General features: G+C 37.7%; 22 protein-coding genes and 1 pseudogene. 15 read left to right on the top strand and 8 right to left on the bottom strand.

The genetic code is table 11. The features are described from left to right. Window positions 1–624 precede the first annotated feature (624 nt). Window positions 625–789, top strand: a complete 165-nt coding sequence (locus CY0110_RS19490; RefSeq protein WP_008277251.1) for an NblA/ycf18 family protein — start codon at window positions 625–627, stop codon at window positions 787–789. 56 nt (window positions 790–845) lie between these two features. Beyond that, window positions 846–1,022, top strand: coding sequence for a photosystem I reaction center subunit X (locus CY0110_RS19485; RefSeq protein WP_008277250.1), 177 nt, complete (start codon window positions 846–848; stop codon window positions 1,020–1,022). Between the two features lie 217 nt (window positions 1,023–1,239). Here the strand turns inward: CY0110_RS19485 and CY0110_RS19480 are convergent, their stop codons facing one another. Beyond that, window positions 1,240–1,566: a hypothetical protein gene (locus CY0110_RS19480; protein WP_008277249.1), complete on the bottom strand. Its 327-nt coding sequence runs from the start codon at window positions 1,564–1,566 to the stop codon at window positions 1,240–1,242. A gap of 21 nt (window positions 1,567–1,587) precedes the next feature. Here CY0110_RS19480 and CY0110_RS19475 point away from each other — a divergent pair, with 21 nt between their 5' ends. Further along, on the top strand, window positions 1,588–2,196 hold the full coding sequence (locus tag CY0110_RS19475; protein ID WP_008277248.1) for a molybdenum cofactor guanylyltransferase: 609 nt from the start codon (window positions 1,588–1,590) through the stop codon (window positions 2,194–2,196). 314 nt (window positions 2,197–2,510) lie between these two features. After that, entirely contained in the window at window positions 2,511–3,527 is a 1,017-nt protein-coding gene (locus CY0110_RS19470; protein ID WP_008277247.1) for a cyanophycinase, read from the top strand. Window positions 3,528–3,619: 92 nt separating this feature from the next. On the opposite strand, the gene CY0110_RS19465 is transcribed toward CY0110_RS19470, so the two are convergent. After that, window positions 3,620–5,266, bottom strand: a complete 1,647-nt coding sequence (locus CY0110_RS19465; protein WP_008277246.1) for a cation:proton antiporter — start codon at window positions 5,264–5,266, stop codon at window positions 3,620–3,622. A gap of 170 nt (window positions 5,267–5,436) precedes the next feature. Between CY0110_RS19465 and CY0110_RS19460 the strand changes: the two genes are divergently transcribed. Continuing rightward, window positions 5,437–5,874 carry a pentapeptide repeat-containing protein gene (locus tag CY0110_RS19460; RefSeq protein ID WP_198139212.1) on the top strand — a complete coding sequence of 146 codons (438 nt, stop codon included), beginning with the start codon at window positions 5,437–5,439 and terminating at the stop codon, window positions 5,872–5,874. Window positions 5,875–5,996: 122 nt separating this feature from the next. On the opposite strand, the pseudogene CY0110_RS31020 reads toward CY0110_RS19460, so the two are convergent. Beyond that, a pseudogene (locus tag CY0110_RS31020) lies at window positions 5,997–6,424 on the bottom strand (Rpn family recombination-promoting nuclease/putative transposase); the annotation flags it as partial. Window positions 6,425–6,577: 153 nt separating this feature from the next. Here CY0110_RS31020 and CY0110_RS19450 point away from each other — a divergent pair. The 7 genes from CY0110_RS19450 to CY0110_RS19425 all read left to right on the top strand — a co-directional run bounded on the left by CY0110_RS19450 (window position 6,578) and on the right by CY0110_RS19425 (window position 13,608). Then, a complete protein-coding gene (locus tag CY0110_RS19450) occupies window positions 6,578–7,123 on the top strand; it encodes a DUF3172 domain-containing protein (protein ID WP_008277243.1) in 546 nt (181 codons plus the stop codon). Between the two features lie 58 nt (window positions 7,124–7,181). Further along, window positions 7,182–8,102, top strand: coding sequence for a TIGR04168 family protein (locus CY0110_RS19445; RefSeq protein ID WP_008277242.1), 921 nt, complete (start codon window positions 7,182–7,184; stop codon window positions 8,100–8,102). 5 nt (window positions 8,103–8,107) lie between these two features. Continuing rightward, window positions 8,108–8,905, top strand: a complete 798-nt coding sequence (locus tag CY0110_RS19440; RefSeq protein ID WP_008277241.1) for an alpha/beta fold hydrolase — start codon at window positions 8,108–8,110, stop codon at window positions 8,903–8,905. A 164-nt stretch (window positions 8,906–9,069) separates the two neighbouring features. Continuing rightward, window positions 9,070–10,254, top strand: coding sequence for a M20 family metallopeptidase (locus tag CY0110_RS19435; RefSeq protein ID WP_008277240.1), 1,185 nt, complete (start codon window positions 9,070–9,072; stop codon window positions 10,252–10,254). Window positions 10,255–10,619: 365 nt separating this feature from the next. After that, a complete protein-coding gene (locus CY0110_RS30035; protein ID WP_157464518.1) occupies window positions 10,620–10,820 on the top strand; it encodes a hypothetical protein in 201 nt (66 codons plus the stop codon). 206 nt (window positions 10,821–11,026) lie between these two features. After that, a complete protein-coding gene (gene ltrA, locus CY0110_RS19430) occupies window positions 11,027–12,856 on the top strand; it encodes a group II intron reverse transcriptase/maturase (RefSeq protein WP_008277239.1) in 1,830 nt (609 codons plus the stop codon). A gap of 296 nt (window positions 12,857–13,152) precedes the next feature. After that, a complete protein-coding gene (locus tag CY0110_RS19425) occupies window positions 13,153–13,608 on the top strand; it encodes a DUF2141 domain-containing protein (protein ID WP_008277238.1) in 456 nt (151 codons plus the stop codon). 64 nt (window positions 13,609–13,672) lie between these two features. Here the strand turns inward: CY0110_RS19425 and crtB are convergent, their stop codons facing one another. The 3 genes from crtB to CY0110_RS19410 form a co-directional block, all read right to left on the bottom strand. Continuing rightward, window positions 13,673–14,605 carry a 15-cis-phytoene synthase CrtB gene (gene crtB, locus CY0110_RS19420; protein ID WP_008277237.1) on the bottom strand — a complete coding sequence of 311 codons (933 nt, stop codon included), beginning with the start codon at window positions 14,603–14,605 and terminating at the stop codon, window positions 13,673–13,675. Window positions 14,606–14,743: 138 nt separating this feature from the next. Continuing rightward, entirely contained in the window at window positions 14,744–16,171 is a 1,428-nt protein-coding gene (pds, locus tag CY0110_RS19415; protein ID WP_008277236.1) for a 15-cis-phytoene desaturase, read from the bottom strand. Between the two features lie 141 nt (window positions 16,172–16,312). Next, complete coding sequence (locus CY0110_RS19410; RefSeq protein WP_035800065.1) at window positions 16,313–17,200, bottom strand: LysR family transcriptional regulator; 888 nt, start codon at window positions 17,198–17,200, stop codon at window positions 16,313–16,315. 85 nt (window positions 17,201–17,285) lie between these two features. Here CY0110_RS19410 and CY0110_RS19405 point away from each other — a divergent pair, with 85 nt between their 5' ends. Then, window positions 17,286–17,618, top strand: a complete 333-nt coding sequence (locus tag CY0110_RS19405; protein ID WP_008277234.1) for a DUF2499 domain-containing protein — start codon at window positions 17,286–17,288, stop codon at window positions 17,616–17,618. Between the two features lie 12 nt (window positions 17,619–17,630). Here the strand turns inward: CY0110_RS19405 and CY0110_RS19400 are convergent, their stop codons facing one another. Both CY0110_RS19400 and rlmN read right to left on the bottom strand, forming a co-directional pair. Beyond that, window positions 17,631–18,434 (bottom strand): aminotransferase class IV, encoded by an 804-nt coding sequence (locus CY0110_RS19400; RefSeq protein ID WP_008277233.1) that lies wholly within the window; start codon window positions 18,432–18,434, stop codon window positions 17,631–17,633. A gap of 51 nt (window positions 18,435–18,485) precedes the next feature. Further along, window positions 18,486–19,508 carry a 23S rRNA (adenine(2503)-C(2))-methyltransferase RlmN gene (rlmN, locus tag CY0110_RS19395; RefSeq protein ID WP_035800074.1) on the bottom strand — a complete coding sequence of 341 codons (1,023 nt, stop codon included), beginning with the start codon at window positions 19,506–19,508 and terminating at the stop codon, window positions 18,486–18,488. A gap of 312 nt (window positions 19,509–19,820) precedes the next feature. Between rlmN and CY0110_RS19390 the strand changes: the two genes are divergently transcribed. Beyond that, entirely contained in the window at window positions 19,821–20,240 is a 420-nt protein-coding gene (locus tag CY0110_RS19390; protein ID WP_008277231.1) for a BlaI/MecI/CopY family transcriptional regulator, read from the top strand. Window positions 20,241–20,242: 2 nt separating this feature from the next. Beyond that, the gene (locus CY0110_RS19385; protein WP_008277230.1) at window positions 20,243–21,094 is read left to right on the top strand and encodes a M56 family metallopeptidase; all 852 of its coding nucleotides are present in this window, start codon (window positions 20,243–20,245) and stop codon (window positions 21,092–21,094) included. The last annotated feature ends 45 nt before the right edge of the window (window positions 21,095–21,139 follow it).

Raw genomic sequence — 21,139 nt, 5'->3', positions numbered from 1 at the left:
ATGCTAAGATTAGGCAATTGAATCATTGAGACCTGGCTTATTCCTGTCCGACTGATAGAAATGGATTGAACGGATAATGCCCTCTTAAATTATTACAGAATGTATAGACAATTCGTCAAATAATTCCCTAAAAAATAATGACAATTCTCCAGTGATTTGATAAGAGAGCTTGGGCAAGTGCTATCTATTATCTACTTTTTTCACTTTGGAAACTAGGTTCTATTTTTCTAATGGTTGTTATCTTTTCAGTATATTATTACCACTTTTGTTCACTTTGAGCAACTTTTTGGCAAAAGACTTGCTAAAAATGATGTTATGTGCATAGTTCTTTAACCCTTTTGGGTAATCTAAAGAACAACAGAGAACTTGTAGGAATATAACAGTCTCAAAAAAGGTTAGAAACAGAGTTTTGCTTCGCAATCTTGTAATAACCCACTATTCCCTATTCCTTATTCCCTATTCCGCAGTGTATACCACTCTAGGGATTAGTCGCTCTGATTCATACATAGGGTAGACATTCTGTCAAATGTTTGTTACATTGCTTTATAATAAAAATTAAGTTGTCACCCTAACTTTCGACTTAAGGATCTCAGTACCCTACTTCTATTTAAACAAGGAGTCATTATGGAAAACACCTCTTGTAATCTCACCTTAGAACAACAATTTGAAATGAAACGGATTCGCGATGCAGCAACTCAAATGAGCAGAGAGCAAGCTTTAGAGTTATTAGTCCAAGCATCACGACTATTAATGATTAAAACAAATGTTGTTCGTAACTTGGGTAAATAGTTCTCTGTTTACCAAAAAAAATCTCACTAACTATCAATTAACTTATGGAGGTCAATATGGACGCTAATACCTTTGAATTATCCTTAGAGCAACAGTTTCAACTTCAATGCTTACAGCAGGAGTTCCAAGACTTAGAAAGGGAGCAAGTCATTGATTATTTGCTTGATACCATGCAGCAAATCATGGCTAGAGACAATCTCATCCGAGATTTAATGAAAAACGACTTATTCTAGTGTCTTAAGATAGACGCTCTCCATCTCGTGTCAAGCTTCTCTAATATCCTAGGCAAACGATGAAGAGGGACAAGGGGTGTCGGGAGGTCAATCTATGATGATACAGCACAACAGGGAAAAGGCCATAAAAGAAACGAACTAAGCTACTGGCTTTTGAGACTGTTCTAACTGATATATGTGCTCCGATACGCGAACCAGCGTTAAGTGTAATAAATATCTAGTTTTTTCTCTGCCAAACCCGAAACATTAATCCTAAACAAACCAAGATGTAACCCGATGTGAGCAAGCCGTTAAGATATAGTAACCGTAACGTAAGCGTTTCAGATGTTTGTAAAGAGCTTAACCATAGTAAGCTATAAGCAATTGCCCAAATAACTGTGAGTCGCAGGGAAAAACGACTAATCGATACAACCTGACGGCTACCCTGATGATAGTAAACTGTCCAAAGCGCAGGAATCCAACCAACAACAGGAATGAGACGAGTTATTTGTTGTAACTTTTCTAGTTTTCGTTCTTGAAACGGATCATGATGAGAATTTTTCATTACTCTAACCCATAATCTGAGATGGAAACACTTTTCAAAGCCGATCTTAGTGCCATTATCCTCGCAGGGGGTAAAAGTTCTCGCATGGGTGAAGACAAAGCACTGATTAAAATTCGGGGATTTCCCTTATTACAAGTTAGTGCTACTTTAATCCGAGCCTACGCTAACCCAGTCTATATTATTACCCCTTGGATAGAACGCTATCAAAAGATAGTTCCTTCAGGCTGTCATTTGTTGCAAGAAGTGTGTCCATCTGGAGAAAGCCAAGGACCTTTGGTAGGGTTTGCTCAAGCTTTATCCTATGTTAAGACAGAATGGGTGTTATTGTTAGCCTGTGATTTACCTAACTTAACAAATCAATCTATCGAAGCATCGTTACAACAGTTACATCAAGTTTCTGATCAAGCCACTGCTTGTTTACCCCGACATGACAAAGGGTGGGACCCATTGTGTGGGTTTTACCGTTCTTCTTGTTTAACGTCCCTTGAGAGCTTTATACAAGGAGGAGGGCGATCATTTCAAAAATGGTTGCAGTCTCAATCTGTCCAAGAATTGTTTGTGAGCGATCGCTCGGTTCTTTTTAATTGTAATACCCCGATGGATCTCAAGAGAATTATCCAATTTGAATGAATTGAGTTAAAAGTAACAGGAGAATTAATTGTTAAACAAGGGAATTCATCGGTAATTTTGTTAGAATAAAGCTTAATTACTACTCCTATTATCGTTCTTTATAGTAGGGGCATTTTTTATTGATATTGTTAATGCTTTCGTGATTCAAAGATTTCTTTCCTTTATTAGCTAATTAGAAATCTAAAGAAAAATGTTTATTTGTAAATTTTTTGTTATTTTAACAGCAATATTTCTTTATTTTTACAACGACGATTCCATTGCGATTTTGTGAGATATTAAAAGATAAATATTAGAAATGTTAGAGATTGCTCAGTATGGGAAGTCGATATGATTTTGATTATTATTTAGCTTGTGAAGGCAGAGACTATCAGTCAATTACAGCACAACCAGGCTGTTTATTAATTGGGGGAGCAGAAGGCAATAAATCAGGAGAACATGAGGCGACGCAATGGTTTTTAAAACGAGCCTACGGGGGAAAATATTTAGTGCTTCGGGTGGGAGGAATTGGCAGACAAGCTGATTGGATTTGTCGAAATTATAGAGATTGGATCTATTCTGCTGCCGAACTTTCTATTGATAGTCGTGAGTCCGCTAATAATTCCACAGTCACCGACTATATTCTCGACGCTGATGCTTTGTTTATCGCAGGAGGTGACCAAAATGACTATCAAGAATATTGGCAAGGCACGAAAACAGAAGAAACGCTGAATTACGTCATTAATGAAAAAAAAATCCCCATCGCTGGAACCAGTGCAGGAATGGCGATTTTAGGAGACTATTACTATTCTCCCGACCATCAAGGGGTTATCAGTTCAGAAATTTTGAACGATCCGTTTCACTATAATACAGAACATATCCATCGAAGTGATTTCCTGCAAGTCCCTTACCTGCACCAAGTCTTGACGGATACACATCTAGATCGACTGAATCAATGGAATCCAGAAACTCGCTATGGAAGGTTATTGGGTTTATTAGCTAAGGTCATTTACGAAGATAATAATCAACTTGACCATTATGGCATTGGATTAGAAGAAGGGGCCTTTGTTGCTATTGATGAGCAAGGAATTGCTAAGGTTTTTGGAAATGGAACTAATATTGGACAAGATGCCTATTTTTTACAGACTAATGGAGCCTTACCAGAACAAATGGAACCAGGCTGGCCACTGGTTTGGAATAATGAGGGAAAAGCAGTTAAAACCTATCGAATTTCAGGCACACCAGAAGGAAGCGGTCATTTTGACTTAAAGGACTGGTCCACAGCCAATGGAGGACAATGGGAATATTGGTACACTGTAGGGGGTAAATCTGGATTGAAAAAACAATCTTTCTAACTCACATCTTTATGTTTGTTAATAATTGATCGGGATCAATTTTCAGAATAATTAAAAATAAAAGGTATTCATGCAACAGTCAACAGAAAAGCTTAATTAAAATCAGAAACTAACAGTCTAGCAGCTTCGTGTGCTGCATCTCTAAAAGGTAATAAAACGAGATCCGATCCTGCATTTTTGAGAATTTCCATTTCCCGTTCTGTATGACTGGTTACCGCAATTTTACCCTGGAATTTTTGATATTCTAATGTATGTAATAAGGTTAGTCCCACTCGTTGCCCCGGTAAGGTACTAATGACCCATTTTGCCTTATTTAAAGGAAGGGTTGCTGCAAATTCAGGATCTTCTGCATCCCCGTAAAAAGCTAATATCCCTTTATGTCGCCATGTTCTCACTAATTCTGGGTTAAAATCCACCCCTAAAACTTGTAAACCTGATCCTTGTAAGGCTTTAATTAAACTACCGCCATACCGTCCTAACCCGAACAAAATAATATCAACATTGTAAACATTAACTGCATCTAAATCACCTAATTTTTGATGATAATGGGGAATTAATTTATTCAAATGAGAAACAATTGGTAATAATTTTTCATAAATAGTATGAGAATCTATAATCATATAAGTAGACACTCCCATAGTAATTAATCCCACTAACGTAATTAAGCCTAAAACATTCTCATTAATATGACCCAATTCAAGTCCTAATGTGGCAATAATTAAAGAAAATTCACTAATTTGACTCAAAGATAAACTGGTAATGGTGCTAGTATATTTTTGATAACCCATGATACTCATTAACACTGTAATCATTAAAGGCTTACCCAACAAAACAAACACTGATAAAACAAGAGCCGAAAGAATTTCTGAGCCTAAATAACTAACATTAATATGAATGCCTAAATCAATGAAGAAAAATAATAATAAAAAATCTCGCAAACTGACTAATCTGGCTCCAATTGTTGCTCGATAAGTTGTGGATGCTAAAGATACCCCTGCTACAAATGCGCCTACTTCTTTACTGAACCCTAAACCATCTCCTACTGCTGCTAAAGCGATCGCCCAAGAAATAGCAAAAATCAATAGTAATTCCGTTGAATAAGCCAAAACATGAAGTAATTTTGGTAAAATATAACGGGTTAAAAAAGCGATGAATAATAAAAAGATTCCTCCTTTTAAAATAACCGAGAGGATTTCTTGCCATAAGGACTGTTGCGAATCCTCACTAAATGCTGTTAACAAAATCATTGCCACCACAACCACTAAATCTTGAACAATAAGAACCCCTAACGCAATGCGGCCATGTAAAGCATCTATTTCTTGTCTATCTGATAATAATTTAACAACAATAATGGTACTAGAAAAGGTTAAAGATAAGCCAATATAAAAAGCAGAAATTAGATCGAACCCTAAAAAACTAGCAATAAAATATCCTAAAATTCCTGTCATCAAAATTTGACCCATTCCGGCAATAATTGCCACCGGACCAACAGATTGAATTTCATGGGGATCAAGTTTTAAACCCACCACAAATAATAATAAAGCAATACCCAATTCAGCCAATAATTCCACTTCTTCGTTAGCTGAAACGATGTGTAACCCCGCCGGACCAATGAGAATACCAACAATAATAAACGCCATAATTAAAGGTTGCCGTAACCATAAGGCTAATCCTCCCACAGCCGTTGCGATCGCCATAATGCAGGCGATTTCTGCAAAAACACTACTAAAACTAAACATAATAATTTCTTTTGATATCCCTTTTGAATCCAATTGTAGAATTAAATTGTAGGAAAACGGGAACAAAAAAATAATCCGATCGGGGGATAAGAATAACCCGATTGGGGGATGAGATTGTTATGAAGATTTGTTACATTAATAATATAAAAGAAATGCGAGGAGTATTAAATATGAAAAGGAATATATTAAACGCAGTATTGTTAGCTACCCCCATTTTATTAGCTAGTCCTGTAATGGCAGGAAACCCGGCCCATGTTCAACAATTATTAGAAACAGGAATGTGTCAAGGGTGTGATCTTAGTAACGAAGACCTAAGATATGCTCATTTAATAGGATCTGATCTCAGAGACGCTAACCTAGAAGGAGCGATTCTTATCGAAGCTAACCTAGAAGGGGCTGACCTTACAGGGGCTAACTTAGAAGGAGCAAACCTCATGGGAGCTATGTTAACGAATGCTACCTTAAATAACTCTAACTTAGATAACGTTAACTTAGCCAATGCCAAAATCTATGATGCAGACGTAACCGGCGCATCTATGGAAAATCTAGACATTACCAACGCGCAAATCTTTAACACAGGTATCGGTGTCGGTGGCGAAACACCATAGTTGAACAAATTAGTGTTATGAAATTAACAAAAGTCGGGGCGACAGTGGGAAACAATATCCTCTCCTACTGATTCGCCCCTTGTTCGTTATTATTTTTTATATTTCTAACTTGTTCAATATCTAATTGAAGCTTGATTAATATTTTCTAATTCATCTAAATAAATATGGGTAATTCGTTGAGAGTTTAACACTTCTTGATAAGGTTGTCTGTTATCCATTTCTATTTGACGGTTAGGATAAATAATAACCCCTTTCCAATCATTGCTTAATTCGGTTTTACTGAGATATAAGAAAATTTAAGCAAAGAAACGTCCATAAAATTGATCATCTTGTTGGAATTGTATCTCACAGAAATAAATGAGAGTTTCAGGGTTATCATTTTGGGTAAGAAATACCCCATCAATACGAAAAGCTAATTGTTTAACTTCAACAGAATCAAACCGATACTTAACCGATAGTTATTTGCTTGACTAACAGGAACTTGAATGAATTCAAAGAAGATGCTAGGAAAAGATTGAAATAGACAATAAAAAAGAGTATCTATTTTCATTTTGTTATCTTAATAGGCGATCACTGGTTTTTGATAATAGCTTGATTCTACAGACAATAAATATTATATTGAGAACCTAGATAATCAATTCTATTGCCCTTAATCTTCCGAAAAAAAAGTAAACTAGAAAAATAGTGAACTAGATAAAACTTTATGGCTCGTAGACCACCCCCTCGTTATTCTGATCGCCGTTCTAACCCTTCTCCTCCGCCTTCCCCCAAATCTAATATTAACTATGGAACTATTGCCCTATTTGGAGGCATTTTTGTTTTAGGAATCGGGGTTGGCATCGGTGTGAGTTCTAACGCCAGTTTTGACCCCAAAAATGTCGCGTCACGGGAGGTTATAGACAAAAGTGCGCCCAATGCGGAACTTTGTGTTCAATACGGAGCTAGTGCCATTGTTGCGGATATGCGGATTTTCCTGACCTTAAATCCTTTTAGTGTGTTTGTCACTCAACCGCAAATGCAACCCGGATGTGTTCTACGTCGTTCTAACATGAATTTACTCGAACAAAAACGACTGATCACCTCAGAACAAGCGAGAGATTGTCGAAATCGCATGAATACCTTTGGTTTTGTTGGTTCTTTGGATAGTCAACCCACCATCGATTGTATCTATCCTAACGATGCAGCCGGAAACTTATTCTTGAACCCACCCGGTTCAGTTAGTCCTCGTTCCGAAGGAGAGAATTTTTAACCCGATTAAAATCCGTTTATCCTATAAGATAAGACAAAAATAGTTTAGTCAACTTAGTATGAGTATTCATCAAAAACAAGCCATCACTATTGCTGTAGTGGGAGACGTTCATGACCAATGGGAAGAGGCTGATAATAATGCGTTAGAACAGTTAAATATTGATCTGATTTTATTTGTAGGAGATTTTGGGAACGAATCCGTTCCCGTAGTGCGTAAAATTAGTGAGATATCTGTGCCGAAAGCAGTGATTATGGGTAATCATGATGCTTGGTACACTGCTTCTGCTTGGGGACGCAAAAAATGCCCTTACGATCGCTCTCAAGAAGATTGGTTACAAAAACAATTAGACTTATTGGGTGATATTCATATCGGTTACGATAAATTAGATTTTCCTCAATTTAAACTTTCTGTTGTAGGCAGTCGTCCCTATAGTTGGGGCGGTCCAGAATGGAAAAATAAAGAGTTTTTACGCGATCGCTATCAAGTTACCAATTTTCAAGAATCTACTACAAAAATAATGTCTGCTGTTCATGAAACTAGCGAAGATAATATTATTTTCTTAGGTCATAATGGCCCCACTGGTTTAGGCAAACATCCTGAAGCTATCTGTGGAAAAGATTGGCAACCCATCGGAGGGGATCATGGTGATCCAGACTTTACCCAAGCCATTGAACAGACTTATGATTTAGGGAAAAAGATCCCTTTAGTTACTTTTGGTCATATGCACCATCGTTTACGTCATACCCGTTCCCAACTGCGGACTAGGGTAGTCAGCAGTGAACAGGGAACCGTTTACTTAAATGCAGCTTGTGTCCCTCGTATTATTGAAGAAAACGGCAAAAAGTTACGGAATTTTTCCCTAGTTACCTTAGAAAATGGCAAAGTAAGTAATATTTCTTTAGTATGGGTAGATAATCAAGGGGCGATCGCTACTGAAGATCGTCTTTATGAACAACCTGTTCTTTCTCCCATTCATTAAACCTTATGAGGCTACTTTCTCCCTTTTCTTCTCAATCGATTACCCCTTTATTTATTTATTTTCCTGGTATGGATGGAAGCGGAAAATTATTTCATCGGCAAGGAGAAAAATTAAAGGATTTTTTTTCCATTCGTTGTTTATCAATTCCATCCAATGATCAAAGTGATTGGCCAACTTTAGTTAAAAAAACAGTAACTTTGATTAGAAAGGAATTAGAGGATCATCCTCATTCCTCAGCTTATTTATGTGGAGAATCTTTCGGAGGTTGTTTAGCGATTCAAGTCGCTTTAACAGCCCCAGAATTAGTGGAAAAAGTAATTTTAGTTAATCCAGCCTCTTCTTTTAATAAACGCTCTTTTTTCAAAGTGGGAATTGAGTTAAATCGATGGATTCCTAACTTTGTATATAAAGGATCTGCTTTGATTCTTTTATCGTTTTTAGGCGCATTAAATCGAATAACAAATAAGGATAGTAGAGCTTTATTTAATGCGATGCAAACCCTTCCCCAAGAGGTAGTCAGTTGGCGACTTTCTTTGTTACGAGATTTTGAAATCAATAAAAAACAGTTGATGTTGTTTGAAAAACCAACATTAGTATTAGCGAGTCAAGCCGATAAATTATTACCTTCGGTTGATGAAGGAAAAGAATTAGTCAATTCTTTTCCTAACAGTTGTTTAGCTATTTTGCCTGACAGTGGTCATGCTTGTTTATTAGAGACAGATGTTAATTTATTAGAAATTTTACAAAAACATAATTTTATTTATGAGGAAAATCAAACTAAAAATAATTTACACGCTAAATAAATTAGGTTGCCAAGTTAATATCACAAACAATCTAATCAAAAGCACAAAAAGACTAGGAGAACCCCTAATATTTTTAAAGTAGTTGATATTTAAGATGTTTAGTATAGAGATTATTATGAAAAGTATACTAAGATTAAATTAACGCCAAATCCCAACAATTTTCTATGCTCTCCCAAATCAAAACCCTTGCTGAAGACTTAGCCCCTAGACTTATTGAAATACGTCGCCATTTACACGCTCACCCCGAATTAAGTGGGCAAGAATATCAAACAGCAGCTTATGTGTCTGGGGTGTTATCTTCTTGTGGGCTTCATGTCCAAGAAGCAGTAGGAAAAACAGGGGTTGTGGGTAACTTGAAGGGCAATGGGGCAAAAAAGGGAATTTTAGCGATTCGCACCGATATGGACGCTTTACCCATTGAGGAACTAACACAACTTGACTTTGCCTCTTGTAAACCAGGGGTAATGCACGCTTGCGGACACGATGTTCATACCACCTTGGGACTGGGAACCGCTATGATTTTATCCCAGTTACGAGAACAGTTACCCGGTAATATTCGCTTCATCTTCCAACCCGCCGAAGAAATCGCCCAGGGAGCAAGCTGGATGGTGCAAGATGGGGTAATGCGAGATGTGGATAGCATTTTGGGGGTTCATGTGTTTCCGTCTCTTCAGGCGCGTTCTGTGGGCATTCGTTACGGGGCATTAACAGCAGCAGCCGATGATATTGAAATCTTTATTAAAGGAGAGTCTGGCCACGGGGCCCGTCCCCACGAGGCAGTCGATGCTATTTGGATCGCCTCTCAGGTAATTACCACTCTACAACAAGCGATCAGTCGCACTCAGAACCCCTTACGTCCTTTGGTTTTGACCATTGGACAAATTACCGGAGGACGTGCGCCGAATGTAATTGCTGATCATGTAAGAATGGCTGGAACCGTGCGATCGCTACATCCAGAAACCCATGCTAACTTACCAGAGTGGATAGAGGGGATTGTTGCCAATGTTTGTAATACTTATGGAGCTAAGTATGAAATGAATTATCGTCGCGGTGTTCCTTCGGTTCAAAATGATGTTAATTTAACGCAAATATTAGAAAATGCTTGTCGAGAAGCTTGGGGAAATGATCTTGTCGAACTACTTCCAGAACCCTCTTTAGGAGCAGAAGATTTCTCTTTATATTTACAACACGCTCCAGGAACAATGTTTCGCTTGGGGGTTGGACAACCTGATACTGTTAATTATCCTCTACATCATCCCTTATTTGAAATAGATGAATCTGCCATTATTACAGGAGTGGTTACTTTAGCTTATACGGCTTGTAAATATTGGGAAATTAACCAAACATAATCACTTTTTTGACACTCGCTTCTCTGGTTAAAACCAAAACACAGCTAGAGAATATTTCTCTAGCCGAGGTTACTAGGGGTGTTTTGAGTGCGATTCGTTTCTCTGAAACCTATACATATAGGGGGATAGAGAGCATCTGTTGAGTAAACCAATTTGGTTGGAGTTCGCACTTTAATCCTCAATAGAATGATAACTTCATTTTCATGTAAGTGAGTGAAAGTACCCTAGAAATCACAAGTCTTACCGTCATGGTGCTTGATTGAAAGCATTTTCCCCAGGTTCGAGACTAGCCATCAAACCCTGAAGCGGGAGAAAAAGCGTAAAGATACTAATAGCCTAATTTGGTATCACGTGAGCAAGTTCTTATGAGTAACAGAAGTGAAGGAAGGTTTGAGAACCGTCGTTATCCCCAAACCAGTGGAATAAGGCTATACACACTGGGAGTACCAAAAGGTCATAAGGTTCAACTAATTGAACATAAAGGGTGGGAAAAGTGTTCAATAACTTTTCTCAGCACTACCCTAAAACTCGGCGGACGCTTCCACTCTAAGAGAACAAAACAATGAAAATGAGGAACGAAGTAACCTATCTATTTACTCTCAATCAAGGTCGAAAGATTGAGTAGTCAGCTAAGACAAAACATCTACCAAAAAAGGTAGGTAATAGATAGGAAAGATTGAGTCAGAAGCTAACGCTTATGGTAATGCGTAAGATATGCCGACAGACTCACGGTAGAACGGAATGTAAAGCTACAAGTAGCAATGAATAAGTTATGAACACGGTTAAACCGATGTATAAATGGTCAGATATCCCCTGGCGTAAGCTAGAAAAGAACATCTACAAGTTGCAAAAGAGGATTTACAAAGCGTCTAGTCGTGGTAATGTCAAATTAGTTCGCCGACTCCAAAAACTTCTAATTAAATCCTGGTCTGCAAAATGTCTAGCGGTTCGTCGGGTCACTCAGGATAATCAAGGTAGGAAGACCGCAGGAGTGGATGGGGTTAAATCTCTATCCCCAAAACAGCGTCTCACCTTGACAAATAAATTAACACTGGGTACAAAAGTCGCTCCCACTAGGAGGGTATGGATTCCTAAACCTGGGAAACAAGAGAAGCGACCATTAGGAATACCGACAATTAAAGACCGAGCAATGCAGGGACTTGTCAAACTGGCACTTGAGCCAGAATGGGAAGCCAAATTTGAGCCTAACTCATACGGGTTCAGACCAGGACGCTCATGTCATGATGCAATTACAGCAATCTTTGGCTCAATAAAACAGAAGTCTAAGTATGTTTTTGATGCCGATATCAGTCAATGCTTTGATTGCATAAATCACAACAAACTACTCGAAAAACTAAATACCTATCCTACCCTACGGAAGCAAATCCGAGCTTGGCTGAAGGCTGGTGTTATGGATGGAATAGAGTTAAAACCAACTTTACATGGAACACCCCAAGGAGGCGTATTAAGTCCGCTTTTAGCGAATATTGCCTTACATGGAATGGAAAATGTAATTAAAGACTTAGTAGTTCAATATAGAATATTAAGTCCCACGGGAAGACCACTAAATACTAAAGATAAGCGACAAAGCGTAAATCTTATTAGGTATGCTGACGATTTTGTGATATTTCATGAAAACATAAACATACTTAACAAATGTATAGAGGTCATAACTCAATGGCTAAATGACATGGGGTTAGAAATAAAAGCCAGTAAAACAAGAACAACCCATACATTAATGCACTACAAAAAAGAAAAACCTGGATTTGATTTCTTGGGATTTCACATCAGACAATTTAAGTCTGGAAAATATAGAAGTGCAAAATATAAAGGGAATATTCTAGGCTTCAAAACTATTATCTCACCCAGTAAAAATAGCGCATCAGAACACTATCAAAAGATTGCTGAAATAATCAGAAAACACAAATCAAAGAGACAAGCTGCTCTCATTGATAATCTCAACCCAATAATTAGAGGTTGGTGCAATTACTTCGCAATAGCTAGTTCAAGCAAAGTGTTCAGGCGACTCAAAAACATAACATTTTGGAAGTTATGGAAATGGGGTAAGAAAAGACACCAAAATAAGGGAAGAAAGTTTGTAAAAAACAAATACTTTCATCACGTTGGTAACAAAAATTGGGTTTTTGCTACAAAGATAAGCAACAATGAACTCTTTACCTTAAAGTTACACGATGAATTCACATTCAATGATAAATACATTAAGGTTAAAGGGAATGCCAGCCCATACAATGGCAACCTGATTTACTGGAGTACAAGAATGGGAAAAAACCCTGAGATGCCTAAGCGAACAGCATCATTGCTCAAAAAGCAAAAAGGGAAATGTACCCATTGCGGATTAACTTTCAAAGATGGAGACCTAATAGAGCTAGACCATATCATCCCTAAGTCGAAAGGCGGAAAAGATGAATACAAAAATTGGCAATTACTCCATCGACACTGCCATGATGAAAAGACCAAAACAGACGGAAGTTTGGAAAGGTCTGGTAACAAAACTGACTGCAATAGTGTCATACCAAAACAACTATCCATTATCCCATCCAATTACAAATGGGTTGAGGATATGCTTGTGATGACGTACTGATGACAATAGCCGTTCTACTGAGGAGCGGTGTGACGGGAAACTGTCACGCACCGTTTTGGAGAGCAGTGGAGAAGGTGACTTCTTCACTGACTTTAATGTCGCCCACATCGGTATGATGTATTTAAGAATTTAAGTAAATCATACCGAAAAAAATGTGAAGAGGCGAGATTTTAACCCGACTCGTAACAACATTTTTGAGTCCAGGGTGTTTCAACCCCTGGAGAACTCAACATTGTGGAGGAACCAATCTTAAAGGTATAATATATCTTAACAATTTCTTCAAGGTTGACCAAACCATGACTTCTAGATACGTAATCAGTGCTTTTTTATTGCCGTTTTTAGGAATTTTAAGTGCTTCTGTTCCTGCTAACGCAAAATTTAACAGTAATCTTACTGTTGAAATCGATGGGGTGAGCGATCGCCAAGGGCAAATTTGTTTTAGTCTTTTTAAAAGTAGTCGTGGTTTTCCTGACAGTGGTAATGATGCCGTCGATAAAAGATGTGTCAAAATTACAGAAACTCCCCCTAAAATAACGTTTAATGATTTACCTCCCAACACCTATGCGGTGGCAGTGTTTTGGGATAATAATTCTGACGGAGAATTAAACCGTAATTTTCTGGGAGTACCCACAGAAAAATTCGGATTTTCTAGTAATCCTGTTATCCGAACTGGACCCCCTAAATTTTCTGATTCTGCTATTTTAATTACCGGTAAAAATCAAGTAATTTCAATTAAATTACAATCCTTTTAATCATTAATAATTACCAGTCAGCTATCAGTTATCGGTCACTGTTTACTGATAACTGATAACTGCTTTAAAGCACCTGCGCTCTAAGCCAAGCAATGGGAAGATAGACCATTTTCTTGGGAGTCCGAACAAAAGCCCTTTGATTAAACACATCATAATCATTGGCTTCAATAACATCAAGGATACCTTGATATAACATCAATGCTGCCCAAACTGGCCAACGAGAGTCTCTAGAAAGAATACGAATACCCCGTTCTGCATCTTTATAATACTGTCTAGCTCGTCGGATCTGAAAAGCCATCAACTCACGCCAGCGATCATCAATTACCCCTTTAAATAAATCGGTTTCTGTATAATTAAAGCGATCTAAATCTTCTAGGGGTAAATAAATACGTCCCCGTTGGGCATCTTCTCCCACATCCCGCAAAATATTAGTTAATTGATTAGCAATACCCAAAGCGATCGCCTCTTCTTTGGGAATATAGTTTTCAAGTTGTTTATTCCAAGGACCGATGGATGGCTGTTTTTCCACGCCTAACACTGCATTAGACATTAAGCCAACGGTGCCAGCTACCCGATAACAGTAAAGTTTCAGGTCTTCAAACGTCTCATAACGGTTACGATGCAAGTCCATATGTTGTCCTGCGATCATGTCCTCGAAGGGTTTAATTTCTACAGGAAACCGTTGTAACGTATCCACTAAAGCGACATCTTCGTCATCAATGGGATTACCTTTAAACAGGCATTGAAGATGATCTTGCCACTGTTGTAGGGTTTCTGGGGTGGTGTATTTTGCTTGGGGACCGTCGACTAACTCATCGGTACGGCGACACCAAACATAGATCGCCCAGATTGCCCGTCGTTTCTCCGACGGCATTAATAGGGTTCCCAGATAAAAGGTTTTTGAATATTTCTGGGTAATTTGACGACAGCGTTCATAGGACTCTTCTACGGAGACCAGCATTTTTGGGGGTTGGGGACGTTTAGGCAATTGTAGCATTCAGCACAAGCAGAATGATTTTCTATAGTAAAAAGAGGTAATAAAGTTTTTTGACCGTTAGACTCTTAGCATTGTCCCATTCATTGACCTTTTCGTCATTATTTCGGACAAAATTCTAGGTCGCTAACTGTCAAAGGACTAGACTAAAGAGGCTTCTTTAGGGACTTCAGAGCTTGATGAGGTTATCTTAGCAGGGTAATCTTGCGCTAGGGTTTGTGCTGCTAATTTTCCGGATAAAACGGCTCCTTCCATGCTTCCTAAATATTTTTGCATAGTAAAGTCGCCTGCTAGATAGAAGTTAGCAATGGAGGTTTTTTGAGAAGGACGATAAGCTTGTCTTCCGGGAATCGCTTTATACACAGAACGAGGGGTTTTTATCACATGATATTTGAGGAGTTTTGCCTGATTTTCCCCTGTAAAGTGTTGGGGGAAGAGTTTTTTGATTTCTGTCATGGTTACCTCGATAATGGCTTCATCGGAGGCTGTTATCCAATCCTGTGCCGGGGCTAAAACTAACTCCAACATGGAGCGATCGGGGTTAGCGTATTCTTTACAAGTGTTACTCATGTCCGCATAAACGCTGAGTAAATCAGAACGAGAAAATAGAAGATGATCGATATCAGTAAGTTTCCGATCAAACCAGAGATGGAGGTTAATCACAGGAACCCCTTCTAATCCTTCTAATTTCTTAAATTCTTCTAGTTGTCGCCAAGGTTTGGGTAAAATCACCTTTAACGGATCAACAGGCATGGCCGATATATATAAGTCCGCTTCAAATATTTCGTCTGGTTTACCCTCAATTCCTCTGAGAAGAAACCCTTTAACTGTATTATCGTCATTGAGTAAAATTTCTTTTAATGGGGCATTTAATCTCACTTCTCCGCCCCTTTCAGTAATGTAATCAACTAACGGTTCACAGAGTCTTTCTGTGGGGGAACCATCGAGAAAAGCCATTTTTGAGCCATTTTTCTCCTGTAAAAAGCGATTTAACGCGGTTAATAAAATGGTGGCTGAAATCTCATCAGGGTTAATAAAATTTAACGCCTTAGACATAGCGATAAAGACTTCTTTTTCAACTCTGGAGGGAATATTCTGTTTTTTAAGCCACTCTGACCAAGAATATTGATCCATCTCTTCGACGTAGCTTTGTCCCCGTACAATGGCAGGAAGTAGCCCTAAACCGAATTTTATTTTCTCTTCCCAAGTCAACATATCGTTATTGCGTAAAATAGCAAGGATACCATTGACGGGTGCTGGTATATTAGGAAAATCAAACCTTGAGTAAGTTCCAGGGGTTTCAGGTTGGTTGAAGATCATGGAATGTTCTTTCCACTGTAAGCGATCTTCAATCCCTAATTCTTTGAATAATTGCAACATATTAGGATAAGCCCCGAAAAAAATATGAAGTCCGGTTTCATACCAGTCTCCATCTTCATCTTTCCAGGCAGCAACCTTGCCACCGAGGACATCTCTTCTTTCTAAAACAATGGGGGTATGTCCTGCATCCACAAGATATTTGGCACATGATAGGCCCGCTAAACCGGCACCGGCGATCGCAACTCGCATCTATTTTTCTTCTCTATAAGGGTTTATGTCTTACTCATTATACTTTGCATTTCGTTACATTTTGTTTAGAGTTGGAAATTTTCTTGAGAAAAAAAAGAACCGGAGGGGTGAGTGTGGGGTGTAGAATGTTCGGAGGTGCTTTTAGTTCATCAAAGACTGTTGAAGAAATTCAATAAATAACTTAATTTTTGTAGAAAGATGTCGATTAATCGGATAAATAATAGATAGGTCTAATTCTGGTATTTTATAACTAGATAAAATGATTTGCAAATCCCCACTTTCTAAGTATTGATTGACAATAAAATCAGGTAAAATAACAATGCCGAGTCCCTGCAATGCAGCATCTCTTAATACTTCTCCGTTATTAGAGCAAAATGAACCTTCAATGGTTATGTTTTCTTGTTTTCCTTGATAAATAAATTGCCATTGAGTACCACTCAGCAAATATCCATAATGAAGACAAGAATGTTGTTTTAGCTCAGAAATTTTTTCAGGAATTCCGTTTGTTTTTAAGTAATGGGGAGAAGCACAAATAACGCGAGCAATAGTCGTAATTTTACGAACGAATAAATTAGGTGATTGTGGTGGGGAACCTATGCGAATGACGAGATCATAACCTTCACTAATGGGATCAATAAACCGATCTTCTAAAGTCAATTGAATTTTAATCTTACTATAGCGGGTCATAAACTTAGCAATGATTGTCCCTAAACGAGTAATCCCAAAAGACATTGGCGCATTAATTTTTAGGCTTCCTAGGGGTTCATTTTGTTGCTGTGAAACGGCTAATTCTGCTTCTTCTAAATTGCTAAGAATCTCAAGACAACGTTCGTAAAAAGCTTGGCCAGTAGCGGTAGGGGTCACTTGACGAGTAGTACGATACAGTAGTTGTACTCCTAAGTAATTTTCTAAATTAATTACTAATTTATTAACCGCAGAACGGGATAGTTTCATTTTCCTGGCTGCGGCCGCAAAACTTCCTTCTTCTATAACGTAAGTAAAGGCACGCATACTCTCGAATTTATCCATAATCTATCAATTTGAAATATAATGTGTTTTGAGATGTTATATAGTCAGTTTAATTAACCGAAGAATTAGAGTTGATTTTTAAATTATGAATGCACTTTCAATTCCAACCTGGATGGTTCATGTTTCTAGTGTTATTGAGTGGACAGTTGCTATTTTATTGGTTTGGACTTATGCAGAAGTTAGTGAGAAATTATACTGGCGATGGCTATCTTGGGGAATGTTACCGGCGTTAGTGAGTGCGATGTGTGCTTGTACTTGGCATTTCTTTGATAATGCACCTTCTCTAGATTGGTTAGTGACGTTACAAGCTTCTTTGACAGTGGTAGGAAACTGTACCCTTTGTTTGGCTGGTTGGCGTATTTTTCGCTCTTCTTCTGCTTCATCTTCAGTTGTTGAAAGTAAACAGGAAACTGAATAATTATTATTAATTCTAGAGCAGTTTATTTTGATAATACTGAGACAAGATTTCTAATACTTTCCTAGAAACATCAAAAGTCAGTAATTCTCCGTTACAATCAATCTGAGAAAAGAGAATTATTTCGACAACACTATTCGTATAAGCAATGATTTCTAGGGATTTAGTCCACGAGGGAGTCCATTGATTTTCTTTGATGTTAAGATTCTGCTGACGTAACCACTGAATTAATTGCCATCTTCCAATTCCTGGCAAAATTTGACCCTCTAAAGCTGGTGTGTACCATGTTCCCTGTTTCCATCCCCAGAGATTACCGGTACTGGTTTCAAGCCAATTACCCTGTGAATCTACTAAAATAGCTTCTTGAAAGCCAAGGGTTTTTGCTTGTTGTAAGGCTAACCACGCCCCTAAATAATTCCCCGTTTTATGACTGTTTAAAGTTCGTTCAAAGAGGGGATAAGATGCTAACCATCCTTTAATCCCTTGTTGTTGAAATTGAGCTAAATTTTCAGGTAAAAAACGTCCGATAATCCATTCTCTTCCATCAGGAAAAATAGTTATTCTTAAAACGGGGTATGTTTTAATTAAATGTTTTGCACCTTGAGCTATGTTTTGCCAATTGGGGAAACACCAGTCAAAAGCTTCTAAACTGTTTTTTAAACGGTCAAGATGTGCCTCCCATTGAGTTAAAGGGTGTTCTAGAGATTGTTGATAAACTCGAAGCGTGCTAAAAATCGTGGCCCCGTATTTTAATCCTGGGTCATTAATGGATAAACAGATTGTATCTTCTTCAAATAGTTGACCATCATACCAATACATAACTGCTACGCCAAAGTCAAAAGTCAAAAGGCAAAAGTTAATAATTATTAATTACTGTGACATCGCTCTTAATTGTCCACAAGCTGCATTGGCTTCTAGTCCCCGTGAATAACGAACACTAACGGCAATTTTTTGTTCTTCTAAAACATTACGAAATAGGTTAATACTTTGAGTATCAGGTCGTTGATAGTCTGCTTCTTCTATAGGGTTATAAGGGATTAAATTAACATGACTTTGAAACCCTTTTAAGCATTTAGCTAATTGGATTGCTTGTTCTGATGAATCATTAACTCCCCCTAATAAAATGTATTCAAAAGAGACTCTTCTTCCGGTTATTTCTACATATTTTCGACAATCGGCTAATAGTTTAGGAAGAGGATAATATTTGGCACTGGGAATTAATTGTTCTCGTAATGTTTGATTAGGAGCATGAAGACTAACAGCAAAAGTCACTTGTAATTTACGATGAGCCAATTCTAAGATTTTTTTAGGAATTCCAACGGTAGAAATAGTGAGCGATCGCTGTCCAATTCCTACGTCTTGATTGAGGATTTTTACTGCTTTTATTACCTCTTTTAAATTTAACAAAGGTTCACCCATTCCCATGAAGACAACATGACTCACTCTCTGTTGAAAATCTTCTTGTACAGTTAAGACTTGATCAACGATTTCTGCACAGGTTAAATCTCTGGTATATCCACCTTTTCCTGTGGCACAAAAATCACAATTCATCGGACATCCCACTTGAGAAGAAACACAAACAGTTAAGCGTTTTGAAGTAGGAATACCCACAGTTTCAATAATTAATTCATCCCCTAAACTTAAGAGGTATTTTCTGGTTTGATCGTCGGCAATGGTACGATGATAAATGTTAGAACGACCAATCTGATAATCTTTTAATTCTTCTCGCCAGGTTTTGGGAAAAACAGAAATGTCAGTGAGCGATCGCGCTCCTTTTTGATATAACCATTGATGGAGTTGTTTTCCTCGATAAGCAGGTTGTCCTTGTTGTTTTACCCAGTCGGTTAATTGTTCTACGGACTTTCCTAATAAAATTTCTTCTTGCACTTTCATGGTCATAATTACTTGACAATTTTTTTTGCTTTAACTAACACTAATTAAGAAGCATTATTTTCTGACTTGTTTTAAGAGTGTTGTTTGCACCATTGCTCATAAACTCTGATTCACTCCTTATATGATAACTTGACTAGCTGATTCGATTATTAATTTCTTGCCTGTTCCCTGTTCCTCATGATTGAGTTATAATTATCCAGAAGTATTAAATTTTGACTATATTTACTATTAATAGCCAACAAAGCTCAGTAAAATAACCAACAACAGCCTTAGTTGATTGCCTTTTTATTTAATTTTTCTCATAATTAAGTTATGTCCCCTTTACCTGAGTATAGACCCCAAAAACTGTCTTTAGGCTCTTTAGAAACAGAAATTTTAGAAATCGTTTGGGACTTTGGCCAAGCGACGGTTAAACAAATCCACGATCACATTTTAGCTGATCCAGAACGAGAACTGGCCTATGCTTCTGTGACGACGGTATTAAACCGTTTGAGAAAAAAAGGTTGGCTAAAATGTTGTAAAACCAATAAAGCGTTTGTTTGGGAACCGTTAGTGTCCCGTGAACAGGCGAAAACGATACAAGCTTATGAACAATTACAACAATTTCTAGCTATTAGTAATCCTGATATGGTAGCTTCTTTTGCTGATAGTTTAGATACAACCAGTTTAGAACAATTGGAGGCGATCGCTACTCGTCTTCAGGCTATTCGTCGTCAACGGGGGACTCCTTAACCATGCACTTAATGATGATTATAACTGCATTGGCTTTAGGAATAGGGATACGATTATCTTACGGTTTATGGTGTTATCAAATGAGTCGTTGGCAGCGATCGCTGATTGCTTTTATTGTGCCACCTCTATTGTTATTAATGACAGCCATTGCCGTTATTTCTATGGGCTATCATGGCGAGATGTTAGGCTTTCACGCTAGTCGCTTCAGTTATCTATTAACTATCTTTTTCTTAGGTTTTGCATTAGTAAGAGGCTTAGAAATTACTTATAAAGGATGGTTAGCCACCCAAAAAATCAAGGATTATCCTCAACAAAATATTAACAACAATATTGCTAGAATTATTAATATTAATTTACCTTACAGCGCACAAGTGGGCTTTTGGAATTCCGAGTTAATCATTAGTAATGGTTTATTAGAAACTCTAGATAATGACCACATAAAAGCAGTCATTGCCCATGAACAAGCCCATACCCATTATCATGATACCTTTTGGTTTTTCTGGTTAGGTTGGTTAAAACGGATTAGCTTTTGGCTTCCTAAAACCAATGAGCTTTGGCGAGATTTATTACTGTTAAGAGAAATTCGGGCAGATCAAGAAGCTGCTCAAACCGTTGACCCTTTGATGTTAGCAGAATCTTTACTAATCATTGCTCAAGAAGTTCAAAAAATAGCGATAACTAACAATTTAGGGGTTGTAGAAGCAGGGTTTCATGATATTGAGATGAATAATCACCTTGAAGAAAGAATTAATGCCTTATTTAGTGAATCAGATTACTTTAGGTTTGAGGGCATCGATTGGCATTGTATATTATTCACCTTACTTCCATTAATTTCAATTCCGTTTCATCGTTAGAAACCATATATTGATTATTATTTTTTTCTGAGGATATGAAAACCA

Source organism: Crocosphaera chwakensis CCY0110 (assembly GCF_000169335.1).
Classification (GTDB): domain Bacteria; phylum Cyanobacteriota; class Cyanobacteriia; order Cyanobacteriales; family Microcystaceae; genus Crocosphaera; species Crocosphaera chwakensis.
Note: the sequence above shows the minus strand (reverse complement) of the source record. Positions and strands in the feature narration are given on the sequence as shown.